Annotated in this window: 11 protein-coding genes; 1 reads left to right on the forward strand and 10 read right to left on the reverse strand. The window is 60.1% G+C overall.

What is annotated here, in order from left to right; genetic code table 11:
• Positions 1-83 precede the first annotated feature (83 nt).
• Genes mukB through cmoM form a run of 4 tightly spaced genes read right to left on the reverse strand, consistent with a single transcriptional unit; the run spans position 84 to position 7,336 of the window.
• Positions 84-4,532 (reverse strand): chromosome partition protein MukB, encoded by a 4,449-nt coding sequence (gene mukB / locus QLG03_RS06595; RefSeq protein WP_023289028.1) that lies wholly within the window; start codon positions 4,530-4,532, stop codon positions 84-86.
• A complete protein-coding gene (mukE, locus tag QLG03_RS06600; RefSeq protein ID WP_004150840.1) occupies positions 4,532-5,236 on the reverse strand; it encodes a chromosome partition protein MukE in 705 nt (234 codons plus the stop codon). The genes mukB and mukE overlap by 1 nt, the downstream gene beginning before the upstream one ends.
• Positions 5,217-6,539, reverse strand: a complete 1,323-nt coding sequence (mukF, locus tag QLG03_RS06605; protein ID WP_002898189.1) for a chromosome partition protein MukF — start codon at positions 6,537-6,539, stop codon at positions 5,217-5,219. Before mukF ends, mukE begins: the two co-directional genes overlap by 20 nt.
• Complete coding sequence (cmoM, locus tag QLG03_RS06610) at positions 6,536-7,336, reverse strand: tRNA uridine 5-oxyacetic acid(34) methyltransferase CmoM (protein ID WP_017899447.1); 801 nt, start codon at positions 7,334-7,336, stop codon at positions 6,536-6,538. The genes mukF and cmoM overlap by 4 nt, the downstream gene beginning before the upstream one ends.
• A 121-nt stretch (positions 7,337-7,457) precedes the next feature.
• Between cmoM and elyC the strand changes: the two genes are divergently transcribed.
• Positions 7,458-8,237 carry an envelope biogenesis factor ElyC gene (gene elyC / locus QLG03_RS06615; RefSeq protein WP_023289026.1) on the forward strand — a complete coding sequence of 260 codons (780 nt, stop codon included), beginning with the start codon at positions 7,458-7,460 and terminating at the stop codon, positions 8,235-8,237.
• Here the strand turns inward: elyC and QLG03_RS06620 are convergent.
• From QLG03_RS06620 to msbA, 6 genes are all read right to left on the reverse strand, one after another.
• Positions 8,214-9,107 carry a YcbJ family phosphotransferase gene (locus QLG03_RS06620; RefSeq protein ID WP_255988111.1) on the reverse strand — a complete coding sequence of 298 codons (894 nt, stop codon included), beginning with the start codon at positions 9,105-9,107 and terminating at the stop codon, positions 8,214-8,216. The two genes, elyC and QLG03_RS06620, sit on opposite strands and share 24 nt — an antisense overlap.
• Positions 9,108-9,244: 137 nt before the next feature.
• Positions 9,245-9,991 (reverse strand): 3-deoxy-manno-octulosonate cytidylyltransferase, encoded by a 747-nt coding sequence (gene kdsB / locus QLG03_RS06625; protein ID WP_023289025.1) that lies wholly within the window; start codon positions 9,989-9,991, stop codon positions 9,245-9,247.
• Positions 9,988-10,170 carry a protein YcaR gene (gene ycaR, locus QLG03_RS06630; protein WP_004201390.1) on the reverse strand — a complete coding sequence of 61 codons (183 nt, stop codon included), beginning with the start codon at positions 10,168-10,170 and terminating at the stop codon, positions 9,988-9,990. Before ycaR ends, kdsB begins: the two co-directional genes overlap by 4 nt.
• Before the next feature lie 63 nt (positions 10,171-10,233).
• The gene (locus QLG03_RS06635) at positions 10,234-11,463 is read right to left on the reverse strand and encodes a winged helix-turn-helix domain-containing protein (protein WP_086076268.1); all 1,230 of its coding nucleotides are present in this window, start codon (positions 11,461-11,463) and stop codon (positions 10,234-10,236) included.
• A 54-nt stretch (positions 11,464-11,517) separates the two neighbouring features.
• On the reverse strand, positions 11,518-12,498 hold the full coding sequence (lpxK, locus tag QLG03_RS06640; RefSeq protein ID WP_110238030.1) for a tetraacyldisaccharide 4'-kinase: 981 nt from the start codon (positions 12,496-12,498) through the stop codon (positions 11,518-11,520).
• Positions 12,495-14,243, reverse strand: a complete 1,749-nt coding sequence (gene msbA, locus QLG03_RS06645; protein ID WP_004201387.1) for a lipid A ABC transporter ATP-binding protein/permease MsbA — start codon at positions 14,241-14,243, stop codon at positions 12,495-12,497. Before msbA ends, lpxK begins: the two co-directional genes overlap by 4 nt.
• Between the last annotated feature and the right edge of the window lie 29 nt (positions 14,244-14,272).

Raw genomic sequence — 14,272 nt, forward strand, 5'->3', positions numbered from 1 at the left:
CTCGCATACCGGGCTGGATAGAAAAAAAGGGCAACGTAACGTTGCCCTCTTCACCGCTTAGCCGCCAGAATGTAGCCGCAGCCTCAGGAGGCGTCGGCTGTTCCCGGCAGCGCTTCCGGCAGCGGCGCGGCAAACCCGCGCAGCCCCACCACGTGGACGTGTTCGTGATTATTGAACACCTTACGCACCAGTTTATAGGTGGTGCCTTTCTCCGGACTGATGTTCTCCGGCGCCGCGATAATCAGCTGCATCTCCAGACGTTCGCACAGCTCGAACAGCGTGGCGATGGAGCGGGCGTCGAGACGCGCCGCTTCATCGAGGAACAGCAGACGGCAAGGCGAGATATCCTTGCCGCGCAGGCGGCGGGATTCATCTTCCCAGCTCTGGACGACCATCACCAGAATCGACATCCCGGTACCGATCGCTTCCCCGGTGGACAGCGCGCCGGACTCCGCGCGCAGCCAGCCGTCGGAGCCGCGGTTAACTTCCACTTCCATCTCCAGATAGTTGCGGTAGTCGAGCAGCTCTTCGCCGATGGTTTGCGGCGTGCGCTGCCCCATGTCGATCTGCGGATTCAGGCGCTGATAGAGCTTGGCCAGCGCTTCCGAGAAGGTCAGGCGGTTGCTGTTGAACAGATCCTGATGCTGTTCATGCTGCTCGGAGAGCACATCAAGCAGCGTCGAGTGGGTCTCGCGCACGTTGACGTTCAGACGCACGCTGTTGACCTGGCCGAAGGAGACGCTCTGCAATCCCTGGTTGAGCATTCGGATACGGTTCTGCTCGCGCTGAATGGTTTTGCGAATAATGTTGGCCACGCTGCGGGAGCTGATAGCCAGCTTCTGTTCGCGGTTTGTCAGCTCTTCGGTCAGGCGGCTGAGCTCAATCTCCATCTGCTCGATCGCTTCCACCGGGTCATCGGTGCGGATAATATCCTGGCGGATACGCTCGCGCAGATGCTGGTAGACGGCAACGAAGAACTGAATTTTGCGCTCCGGGCGCTTCGGATCTTCCGAGATACGCAGCACGTCGCGCAGATGTTCGTTATCGGCGACCGCCAGACGCAGCGCACCGAGCGCCTTATCCGACATGGAGCGCAGCTCGTCGGCGGAGAGATAGGCCAGCTCGCGGCGGTGCAGACGACGCTCGACGCCGTTGTCTTTCACCAGGCGCATCACCGCGCACCAGCCCGCCTTGGCGGTCACTACCTGCTCGCGCATTTCGCAGTAATCGCGCTCCAGCTTGCGCAGTTTGCGGGTCAGGTTGTCCATTTCCGCTTCGCAGAAGGTCAGCGCTTTCTCCAGCTGATTGCGACGGGAGCGGTTATTGCTCAGCTGCATGTGCAGCTCATCGCGACGCGCACGGGCACGCTCTTCCGCGCCGGCATCGGCGCGCACGCCAATGTCCTGCAGCTCTTTATACAGATCGTTGAGCAGCTCTTTTTTGGTGTCATACGAGCTCTTCAGCGAGGCCAGCACCTGATTGTACTGGCTAAGCTGCGCCGCATGGGCACGCATCGCGTCGCGCGCGCGGCTGCGTTCGGTTTCCGCCTGCTCCAGGCGCTGGCGCAGTTTCTCGTTGAGATCGCTGTTGCCGCTGAGCATTTCCGCCGAATCGGAGTAGCTGAAGTGGGCCCGGCGCTGGACGACTTCCGCCAGGGCAAAAGCCTGCTGGCGCGCATCGCGCTGGGTCTGCTGCGCATAGGCGTAATCTTCTTTCAGCTGCTCAAACTGCTCCGGATCGCTCTGCAGCACCGAAACAATCGGCTCCAGCTTCGCCAGCTGGTTGCCGTGCTGCTGAATAAAGCGCGCGGCCTCCTGCGCTTCGTCCAGACGTTCCTGGATCTCGTCCACGCGGTCGGCCAGCGTATCATCCGCCAGCAGATTCAGGCGCGGCAGCAGGCGGTTGAGCGCCGACACGCCCTCTTTCGCCTGCTCATACTGCACGCGGTTCTGTTGGTTATCGCTTTCATGGGCGCTCAGCGCGCGCTCCAGCTCGCCGCGGCGGCTGTTGAGTTTGCGGATCTCTTCTTCCGGATCGTCCTCGAAGGCCACCGCCAGATGGCTGCCAATGAAGCGGCTAAAGGCCTGATGCAGACGCTGAGTTTTCTGCACGTCAAACGACAGGGTCGCAAAACGCTCGGACAGCGATTCACGCTCGGCATGCAGGGTTTCAATGCGGTTTTCACGCGCGGCGCGGCCAAACAGCGGCAGCGACGGGAAGCGCGAATAACGCCACTGGCGGTCGGCGATCTTCACCACCACCGCTTTTTCCAGCTCATCCACGCTGAATACGCTATCGTCAAAGGACTGCGGATCGCCTTCGATCAGATAGAGATCTTCCGGACAATCTTCCAGTCCTTCAAGCTGCTCGGCAACCTGCGACAGATCCGGCACCACGATGGCATGGCGCGACGGACCGTACAGCGCGGAGAAGTACGGCGCATCGTCAAGGCTGACATCATCGTAGATCTCGGACAGCAGAACGCCGCCGAACCGTTCCGCCAGCGCGTTGAGGCGCGGATCTTCCGAACCGCCCGGCTGGCTGAGACGCTCAATTTCTTCGTCGATGGCGCGCTTGCGGGCGCCGACCTCGTCACGTTCAACGATAGCTTCGCGCTCGCGCTCCAGCAGCTGCTGCAGGTATTCGGTAACCTCCTGGCCGGACTCAAACTGCTCGCCGCTCTGCTCGCACAGCTGGTTAAGGCTGTTCTGCGCCGCCAGCCAGACCGGCGCCCGGCGCATCAGCGTCTGAGTGCGTGACTGCAGCTGCTCCAGTTCCTGGCGCAGGGTCATGCGCTGTTCCTGCGCGTTAGAAACGCTGTCGGCCAGCGAAGCGATGCGCGCTTCCAGCTCCTGATGCAGCGTTTCCAGATCGTCGATATCGTAGCGTTTGCCCTGGCGTTTGCAGAACTCAGCCAGCTGGCGCTCGGCGTCCTGCTGCTCGCGCAGGCGCTGCTCCAGCTCGTTGAGGCGGCTACGCAGCCCCTGCGCCTGCTCGGCCTGGTGACGCTGGTTCACGCCGTCGCGCAGCAATTCGCGCGCCACGTCCCAGGCTTCATTGCGCGCCAGCGGGCCGTTAATCGCCGCCACCAGCTGGTAGGCCTGTTCAAACTGGCTGTGCGCGGTTTGCGCCACGCTCATTTTCTGTTCCAGCGACAGCATTTTCTCCGTCGCTTCCTGCTCTTTCGCCTGGAAGGTTTCCAGCCACTCGTCGGCGCTCTCCGGCGTCAGATCCGGCAGATGGCACAGCGCTTTCGCGCGCTCCAGCGCCTGCAGCGCCTGGTTATACTGAATGGCGCGGGTCTGCTGCACGTCGAGCGCCTGCTGATAGTCGGCGAGCTGGTTTTTCAGCTCATCCACTTCCAGCTCGGCGGCCTCGGCGCGGGCTTCGTTCTCTTCCTGGCGATCGATGGCTTCCGCCACCACTTCGTTCTGCTCTTCCAGACGGATCTGCAGCTCGTCGAGATCCGCTTCGTAGCGCTCGATTTTTTCCTGCTGACGCAGTGCGGTCTGCACCAGGTTCAGGTGGTCGCTGGCGGCCTGGTAATCCGCTTCCAGATCGCCTTCTGCGCCGTTATGCTCCTGCAGCTCGCGGGCCATGTCGACGTGCTTATACTGCTCTGCCGCCAGCTGTGAACGGGAGGTAAAGAGATCGCGACGATACTCCAGCGCCTTATCAAGATGAATGCGCCGCTCGTTGGCGTGACGCATATAGTCCGCCGCCACGTAGTTGGTAGCTTCGCTGATCAGGTGTTTGAACAGATCGCGATCGGACTGGGTGACGCGGATCGCCTCGAGGGTCATGCGGTTTTCCCGCAGCGCCGCTTCCATATCCTGGAATGCCTTACGCACGCCGCTGTTTTCCGGCAACAGGTAGTCGCGCAGCGAGCGGGTAATGGTGCTGGAGATCCCGCCGTACAGCGAGGCCTCGATCAGGCGATAGTATTTACTTCGATCGGAGGCGGAACGCAGACGACGCGCCACCACGCCCAGGTCGAACATCAGCGAGTGATACTCGGTGATCGAGTTGAACTGCTTAAACTGGACCCCTTCCATCGCCTCGAGCTTGTCTTTCAGCTCATTGAGACTGACCACGCGCGCCTGGCGATCGTTCAGCGTTTCGGTTAACAGCTGGGTCGGCAGGATAGCGGTGGGCAGCCCCTGAATGGCGAAAGGCTTGATATCGACTTTGCGATCGCGCCCGGCAACCTGCTGCAGACGCACGCCGACCACCACGCGCTGATGGCGCGAGTTGATGACGTCGAGCACGGAGTAACAGACCCCGGCGCGCAGCTTCCCGTGCAGGCCTTTATCGCGTGAGCCGCTGGTGGCCCCCGCTTCGGTGGTGTTACGGAAGTGCAGCAGGGTTAAATCGGGGATCAGCGCCGTGACGAAGGCCGCCATGGTCGTCGACTTACCGGCGCCGTTCCCCCCGGAGAGGGTGGTGACCAGTTCATCAAGATCAAAGGTCCGGGCAAAGAAACCGTTCCAGTTAACCAGCGTCAGCGAGCGAAACTTACCGCGTTCAATCATTACTCTTCCTCCCCGCTATCCGGCTGGTTCTCTTCATTCTCATCATTGAGCTGCAGGTGATTTTCCAGGGCCATCGCTTCCCCGTCGCGGATCAGGCGGCGCTGCGCCTCGCGTGGGTCGTCGCCGGCGCGCACATCGGCGCCAAAGCGGAATACCGATTCGGTAATACGGAACTTGCTGCTGTCATGGCCCATAAACCACACCATCCCCAGACGGCGCAGGCGGTTAAGCGACGCGCGCATTTTTTCCTGCAGCTTCTGGCGGTCCAGATCCGAACCGGTGGAACGGTTGTTGACCAGCTTCAGCAGCCTGGATTCATCCGCCAGGGTCAGCAGCTCGTCATACAGCTCCTGCTGGGTGAAAATCCCTTCATTTGCCAGGCGCTCCGGGCTGAGATAGAGATAGCAAAGAATTTTGCCCACCATCATATCCAGTTCGGACAGCACCGAGCGTGAAATCAGGGTTGTGGAACGCGGGCGCAGGTAGAAGAAGCCCTCCGGCGCGCGGATCAGCTCGACGTTATAGCGAGCATAAAACTCTTCCAGATAATCCTGGAAATCCATCAAAAATGCGTGATTATCCAGCTCGTCGAGGCCGATATGTCGGCCCGCGCGCAGGGCGCTGTCCAGCGCCGGAAATAACGGATTGGCCAACGCCTGCGCCAGCTTAACCGGCATCACTTGTTCAATATTTGTCAATGACATGCGCCTGTACCTTGGCTCCGTAATCATTAATCGGCTGCCATTTGGCTGGCAGTCCGGTGAAATCTGCCTGGGCGACGCCCAGCTGTACCGCCTGATCCACGACGATCCGCGCCACGTCAAAGTGACGCCCGCGCGGATATTGCGCCAGGAACTCCCGCGCCACCAGGCCGAGATCCAGCGGTATTCCTTTCTCTTTATAGACCGCCAGCTGCGCTTCGATCAGCGCCGCCAGCTGCTCGCGAATTTCATTAAACTCTTCAAATTCAAGGTCCGCAGGCAGCTCGCCGGTGACCTCTTCATCGCGCAGGGCCATCTCCTCGTCGCGCATATCCAGCAGACGGTCGGCGTTGGCGTAAGTCAGCGCCCACGGCTCATCAAAATAGGTCTGTACCGACTGGCGCAGACGCTGAGCGAAGACGCGGTTCTTATCCATATCGATAGCGGTACGGATAAACTTGTGCACGTGGCGGTCATAGCCGATCCACAGGTCAATCGCCTGCTGGCCCCAGCTGACGATGCGGTCGAGCTTGCTTTGCAGATCGAACACCAGCCGGTCGACAAAATGGAGATCGTCGCGCGCCATGGTCGAATCCTGAATGCGCAGCAGATTCGCCTGCAGCTTATCTCCCGCCGCATCCAGCGTATCCTGCAGTTCACGCAGGGTACCGGAAGTTTCCGACAGCAACAGTTCACAGCTGGAAATCGCCGCGCGCCAGTCTTTGTTCAACAGCTGCGCGATATCGTCTTTCACCAGCTGCTGCTGCTCATCCATGATGCGCTGCGTCAGGTCGATGCTGTCGAAAATTTCCGCTACCGAATACTTCAGCGGGGCAAAAACGTTGCGATGCCAGTGAAACTCATCGCCGCCCTCTTCTGCCGCGTCCGCCGCGCGCTTCAGCTCGCCGGCGACGATCGACAACTGCATCGAGAGACGCAGCGTCGAAAATTCGCGCTGCCGGATATAATAATCGGTGATCCCGATCCCCAACGGCGTCAGACGATAGATTGCATTGCCTTCGGTAATTTCGCTGGTAAAGCGGTTCAGCAGACGCTGGCGCACCAAATCGTTGATGGCGTTATTGGCGCGCTGGCTGATGGTTTCGCTGGTCTGCTCAAACGCATCACTCACGTGGCGGAACGCATCCACCAGTTCTCCCTCGCTCATTTCTCCTTCCAGCCGTTCGCCATTCAGGGTGGCGATCGCCAGCAGGAAAGAGAGCCTGTCGACCGGCAGCGAGATAGAAAAATCATTTTTCCTGGCCCAGGCAACCAGTTCGGGGACTGTCTGGGAAAATTCACTCATACTTTATCCTTGCATCTGCGGCTATGAGCCTGGCTCTTAAGCGCGGTGACATGAATATAACGGCCCAGGCTGAGGTACGGCTCCTGACGACAGTAGCGCGTCTCCAGCTCCAGCAGCGCCGCATAGCTGTCATGCTGTTGGCGTTTTTCACGCAGATAATCATGAAACACCCGCACGCCGGTTTTGCTGACAATTTGCCAGCCAATCTCTTCCAGCCAGTGATAAACCTGCTGCGGCTCACGCGGATAATCCGGCGACAGCGTGCGTTTTTTCTTTTTTGGCATGCCCAGTTGTACGTAATCGAAATTACCGGCAACCATATTGTGCATCAGCAGGCCGTTAGCATTGTAGAACATCAACGACAAGCCGCCGCCAGGACGCAGCGTCGACCACAGGGTACGCAGCACCGCCTGGGGCTCCGCCACCCACTCCAGCACCGCATGAAACAGTACCAGATCGACCGGGCTTTCCAAGTGCTGCGCAATATCCTGAGCCGCGCATTGTACAAAATGCATGTTGTCGATCACACCTTTATCGACAGCAGCCTGCCGGGCGCGGGCCACCATTTCAGCAGAGAGATCGCACAGCGTCACGTGATGGCCCAGTTGCGCCACTTTAATGGCCGTTTGCCCTTCGCCGCCGCCGGCATCCAGTACCCTCAGCGGTCCCGGCCCCAGCTGCGCCAGCAGCGGCTCCAGATCCTGCCAGAGGATCGCCTGGCGCAGCTGGCCTTTTGTGGTGCCGTAAATATTGCGCGAAAACTTTTCAGCAATGTCATCGAAATTGCGATCCTGCACGGGCGACTCCACAAGCCAACACAAAACCGCTATTTTGTCATACCCGCGCCGAGAATGAAGCGATCTGTTATAAGATCCGAACATAACTTTGGTTATATGGTTAAAAAAGGAACCATCTGGCATGCTTTTCACGCTAAAAAAGATCGTCGGCGGTCTGCTGCTGCCGCTTCCTGCCCTGCTGTTGCTGATCGGTATCGGGATCGCCCTGTTATGGTTCAGCCGCTTTCAACGTACCGGGAAGCTGTGCGTGAGCCTCGGCTGGCTGCTGCTGGCGCTGCTGAGCCTGCAGCCCGTGGCAGACAGCCTGCTTAAACCGATAGAAGATCGCTATCCCACCTGGCGCGGCGAGCAGCCGGTGAGCTACGTGGTGGTGCTGGGCGGCGGCTATACCTGGAACCCGGAGTGGGCGCCAAGCTCTAACCTTATCAGCAACAGCCTGCCGCGCCTGACGGAGGGCATTCGCCTGTGGCAGGAGAATCCGGGATCGAAAATGATCTTTACCGGCGCGGCGGCAAAAACCAACCCCGTCAGCACGGCGGAGGCCGGGGCGAGAGTGGCGGAGAGCCTCGGCGTACCGCGCAGCGATATCATCGTGCTCGATAAGCCGAAAGATACGGAAGAGGAAGCGCTGGCGGTGAAGGGCGCCATCGGCGACGCCCCCTTCCTGCTGGTCACCTCGGCGTCACACCTTCCGCGGGCGATGATCTTCTTTCGCCATGCCGGTCTGGATCCGCTGCCCGCACCGGCTAATCAGATGGCGATCACGTCACCGCTCAATCCGTGGGAGCGGGTCATTCCTTCTCCGGTGTGGCTGATGCACAGCGACCGGGTCGGCTATGAAACGCTCGGTCGCGTTTGGCAATGGCTGAAAGGCAGCTCAGGCAAGCCAGGGCAGGAGTGATTTTGCGGCGAGGTCGAAACGGGCGCGGTCAAAGCGCCCGGTATTGACCAGACTATCCACCTCATCCCACAGCAGATAAAGCCAGCGCCGCCAGACAAAGGCCTCGGAAACCGGCGCCTGCTGCAGGTAGCGCCATAGCAGCTGCTCGGCCTGGCCCCCCTCCGCGAGACGGAACAGTTCGTACTCCCGCGGCGCCCACAGCATCATCCCCGGGCCGACCATCGCCAGCAGCTGGTCGCTGCGCGGATCTTTCAGCATGCTGCGCAGGGTGAAATTGCCGTGCACCAGCACGGCATTATCATTGAAATCGCGGAACAGCTCCGGCAGACACTCGCGAGAGCGGAACAAAACCCGCTTATCCTGCATGGTCAGGCCGGTGTCCTGATACAGGTTCAGGGTGCTCCACAACATCGCCACCCGTTGCCGGTACCAGTTCGGCCACAGATTGTCCTGGGTATTATCGACCATCCCCACGCAGCCGCCGCTGTCCTGACGATGCCAGGCCAGCATCGCCTCGACGATCTGCTCCTGCAGCTGCTCCCAGCGCGCCGGGGTGCGGGTGGGCGCCTCCACCGGGACGCCGCGCAGGCGCTCAAGCAGCAGCACGTCCGGCCCGGGATGCTCTTCGTGCGTCATCACGCCGTAGACCACCGGCATGCGCACCGTACCGCTGCGCGCCAGAGTGGAGATCTTCCAGGCCAGCTGCCGCGCCACCCCGGGCGTGGTGAAACTTCGCGCCAGCAGCGGCATCGGATTTCCCTGCGCGTCATACAGGGACCACAGCGCCGTAGCGGCTTTTTCACTGACACACTCCACCCGGCTCAGCTTTTCGCCAAGCAGGTGACTGAGTTCGGTTCGCAACTGTTCCATTGTCGATTACCCCTATGAACACTACTGATTTCATAATGAGCGCCCGCACCTGGGTTGTCATCGGATAAGATCAAAAATGGGCAAAAAAAGCATAAAACTGGTGGGGATATCCCCTCCTGCAAGGAGGGGACAGAGGACTAGCGCAGTTCAGCGCGGACGCGCGCCAGATCTTCAGGGGTATCGACGCCGGTACCGGGCACTTCGGCCGCCACGGCGACGTGGATCTTCTCGCCATACCACAGCACCCGCAGCTGCTCGAGCATTTCAATCTGCTCCAGCGGGCTTGGCGCCCAGCTGACGTAGCGGCGAATAAAGCCGGCGCGATAGCCATAGATGCCGATGTGGCGCAGCAGAGAATCACCAATGGCGTCGCGGGAGTGGGCAAAGCGATCGCGATCCCAGGGAATGGTGGCGCGGGAGAAATAGAGCGCATAGCCCTGCGCATCCATCACTACTTTGACCGCATTTGGATTAAACGCCTCTTCCGCATCGTGGATCGGTACCGCCAGCGTCGCCATTCCGCTGGTGCTGGCAGCCAGATTCTCCGCCACCTGGCGGACGATAGCCGGGGGGATCATCGGCTCATCGCCCTGGATATTGACGATGATGGTGTCATCGCTGAACGCGCACTTCTCCACCACCTCCGCCAGCCGTTCGGTGCCGGACTGATGGTCGGCGCGGGTCATGCAGACCTCGCCGCCGGCGGCTTCAACCGCCCGGGCGACATCTTCGTGATCGGTGGCGACAATAATGCGTTCCGCGCCGGATTCGCGGGCGCGCTCCAGCACATGGACAATCATCGGCTTGCCGTTAATGTCCTGCAGTGGTTTTCCCGGCAGGCGCGTGGAGGCGAAACGCGCAGGAATAATGACCACGAAACTCATGAGTGACTCTCTTCTACCGCCAGCGGACGCGCTTCTGTCTCCAGCAGCACAGGGATGCCGTCGCGGAGCGGAAACGCCAGACTATCAAGTTTGCAAATAAGTTCTTGCTTATCCTGACTGTAATACAGCTTACCGTTACAGACCGGGCAGGCGATGATTTCAAGTAAACGGTGATCCATGTTTCCTCCTGATGGACCGGATAGATTTCTCAGCAGCATAACACAGGAAGGTCGGCGCCGGGATCAATCGGCATCGATTTCCCACCCCTGCGTCTGGCCGACAAACAGCCCTTCCGGCAGGCGTCGGCACAGGATCCGCTCTGCCGATTGCCAGCGTGCGAAATCGTTGATCGCCCGGCGCAGCCCCTGCTCCAGACCACGGGTGATCTTCACCCCATCCTCCAGCCACAGGGCGAAGATCTCCAGTTCCCGGCTTTTGCGATGTATTTTACTGTCCATCCGCCCGACCAGTTTTCCCTGGTGCAGCAGAGGCAGTACGAAGTAGCCATACTGACGCTTCGGCGCAGGGGTATAGCACTCCAGGCGATAGCTGAAGTTGAACAGCTGCTCAGCGCGTTTCCGATCCCAGACCACCGGGTCGAAGGGCGAGAGCACGGCGCTATGGCTGGCGGTAAGTTTACCGCCGGGCGCGGACTCCAGCTGCGCCAGCGCATCGCGATGCAGCCACATCTCGCCAAGCGCTTCCACGTTGGCCTGGGTCACCAGACCCTCTTCCTGCCAGGCCGCCAGCAGACCCGGTAGCGCCGGCTGACGTAAACGATAGTAATCCGCCAGCCACTGGGGACGAAAGATGCCGAGGCTGCGGGCGCTGTTGCGCAGCATGATGGCCTCTGCGGCGTCGCGGGACAGCGCATCGCGCTCGTCGTCCCAGTGCGGCATCACCCGCCGGGTTAAATCATACACGCGGTGAAAGTTGCGCCGCTCCACCACCATCACTTCCCCGGCGGTAAACAGCCCTTCCAGGTGGCGCTTATGCGGTTTCCACTCCCACCAGCCGCTGGCGCCTTTGCGAGGGTGGGCAAAATCCGCCGAGCGAACCGGCCCGTTTTGGCCGATATGCGCCACCAGCTCTGCAATACTGCCGGCATGCTCCTCCATCCACGCGCGATGATATTTCCAGCCCATCTTGTCGGGGTTCAACATCCGGTGGCGCACAAGGGCGAAATCGCTGCGCGGCAGAAAACAGGCTTCATGCGCCCAGTATTCCATCAGCTCGCCGTTGCGCAGCGACTCATCCAGCCAGTGCTGCGGATAGCTGCCGAGACGGCTGAACAGCACCAGGTAGGGGCTGCGGGCCACCACGTTGATGGTATCGATTTGCAGCAGCGACATCTGCTGGATGGTAGAAAGGATGTCATTTGGGCGAGCGCGACGCCGGGGCTTTTTTAATAACCCCTGCGCCGCGAGATGGAGGTGGCGCGCCTCATTAAGCGATAGTTGCAATACCGACATGCAGGTTCTCCGTCAGGATTTCCAGCACAGCGGCGAGCAAAGCTGGCGCGTCGGTTAACGTTGCGCCAACGTCGCTAAGTCCGCAAGCAACCGCTGTGCGCGTTCATCGGCCATTATGGCGTCGACCGGTAAATACCACCAGTTCGCAGCGGCGAAATCGCGACATTTCACGGCGTCTTTTTCGGTCATCAGCAGCGTCTGCCCGGCGGTTACCAGGGCGGCGACATCGGCCTGGCTCAGCGCCTGATGGTCCGCCAGAGCCACGGTTTTGACCGGTTGGACGCCACTGCTTTCGAGGGTGGCGAAAAAGCGCGGCGGATGGCCGATGCCGGCCATTGCCACCACGTTAGTGAAGGTAGAGACATCGCGACGTTCACCGGTGAGCAGGTTGACCGCCATCCCGGGACGCAGCTGCATCGGGATCTCTCCCGGACGCGCCACGCCGCCGTTGACGATAACCGCATCAACGCTTTGCAAGCGCGACGCCCGCTCACGCATCGGCCCGGCAGGCAGCCACCAGCCGTTGCCAAAGCGGCGCACGCCGTCGATGACGACAATTTCCCGGTCCCGCGCCAGCTTATAGTGCTGCAAACCATCGTCGGTCACGATAATCTGCAGATCGTGCGCGCTGAGCAGCGATTTCACCGCGTCGCTGCGCAGTGGAGAGACAGCCACCGGCGCGCCGGTGCGCTGATGGATGAGCACCGGTTCATCACCTGCCTGCGCCGTACTGGTCCGGTCAGTTAACACCAGCGGGTAGCGTTCGGCTTTACCGCCGTAGCCGCGGGAGACCACCCCAACGCGAATGCCCCGCTGTTGCAGCTGCTCCACCAGCCAGATCACCACCGGCGTTTTACCATTGCCGCCGGCGGTCAGATTACCGACCACCACCACCGGCACAGGCGCGCGCCAGGCTTTTTTCCACCCCAGCTGATAACTTAGGCGAATCACCACACTCACCAGGCCATACAGCCAGGAGAGCGGCAGCAGCAGGCGCCACAGCGGCGATTCACCGGACCAGATGCGCGCGATCATTCGCCGAATTGCATCTTATGCAGCTGGGCGTATACGCCTTTATGCTCCAGCAGGTCGTGGTGCGTTCCGCGCTCCACAATCCGCCCGTCTTCAACCACCACGATCTCATCAGCCTGCTCAATGGTTGACAGACGGTGGGCGATAACCAGCGAGGTGCGGTTTTTCTGCAGCTCATCCAGCGCCGCCTGAATCGCACGTTCGGACTCGGTATCCAGCGCCGAGGTGGCTTCATCGAGGATCAGGATCGGGCTGTTACGCAGTAGCGCACGGGCGATAGCAATACGCTGGCGCTGGCCGCCGGACAGCATCACGCCATTTTCGCCGATGATGGTATCCAGGCCATTGTCCATCTTGTTGATGAAGTCCATGGCGTAGGCCATCCGCGCAGCCTCTTCAATTTGCTCGCGGCTGTACTCTTCGGTACGGGCATAAGCGATGTTATTAGCGACGGTATCATTGAACAGGTGCACGTTCTGTGAAACCAGCGCGACCTGGTCGCGCAGCGAGCTCAGCTTGTACTCGCGCAGGTCGTGGCCATCCAGCAGGATCTGCCCGTCGTCGACATCGTAGAAGCGTGTGATCAGGCTGGCGATGGTCGATTTACCCGACCCGGAGCGTCCCACCAGCGCCACGGTTTTCCCTTCCGGGATATCGAGATTGATATTGCGCAGCGCGGCCACTTCGCGACCCGGATAGGTAAAGGTGACGTTCTCGAACTTGAGATTGCCTTTCGCCCGCTCAATGACGCGCGTACCTTCATCTTTTTCCTGCTCGGAATCGAGGATCGCAAACAGCGTCTGGCATGCCGCCATCCCGCGCTGGAACTGGGCATTGACGTTGGTCAGCGACTTCAGCGGACGCATCAGCGCAATCATGGAGGAGAAGACCACGGTAATGGTCCCGGCGGTCAGGGTGTCCATCACGCTCGGGAAGCTGGCGGCATACAGGACAAAGGCCAGCGCCAGGGAAGCGATAAGCTGAATGATCGGGTCGGAGATAGACGAGGCGGAAACCATCTTCATCCCCTGCAGGCGCATTTTATTGCTGACCTTATCAAAACGTTTAGTTTCCACTTCCTGGCCGCCAAACATCAGCACCTCTTTGTGCCCTTTCAGCATCTGCTCGGCGCTGGTGGTGACCTGCCCCATCGTGTTCTGCATATTCTTACTGATATTGCGAAAACGCTTGGAGACCACGCGGATTGCTACCGACACGATAGGCGCCAGTACGATCAGGATCAGCGACAGCTGCCAGCTGTAATAGAACATCATCACGAACAGGCCGATAATCGATGCCCCTTCGCGGACCACGGTGATCAGCGCGCTGGAAGAAGAGGAAGCGACCTGCTCGGAATCATAGGTGATACGTGACAGCAGCGTCCCGGTAGACTGCTTGTCAAAGAATGCCACCGGCATACCCATCATGTGACCGAACAGGCGACGACGCATGGTCATCACCACTTTGCCGGAAACCCAGGAGATACAATAGCTCGAGATGTAGCTGGTGATCCCACGCAGCACCATCAGCCCGATAACCACCAGCGGCATCCATAGCAGCACTGAGCGATCCGTTTTACCAAAACCATCATCCAATAACGGTTTAAGAAGCGATAACATGAAGGTGTCACTGCCCGCGTTAAGCACTAACGCCACCGCCGCTACGATTAGCCCGGCTTTAAACGGTGCAATAATCGGCCAAAGTCGGCGGAAGGTCTGCCACGTGGAGAGATCTTTATCGTTCTGCATTCAATAAACCAGCTTGTGTTGAAATAGCC

This window comes from Klebsiella sp. V115_8 (assembly GCF_029967715.1).
GTDB classification, from domain to species: Bacteria; Pseudomonadota; Gammaproteobacteria; order Enterobacterales; family Enterobacteriaceae; genus Klebsiella; species Klebsiella quasipneumoniae.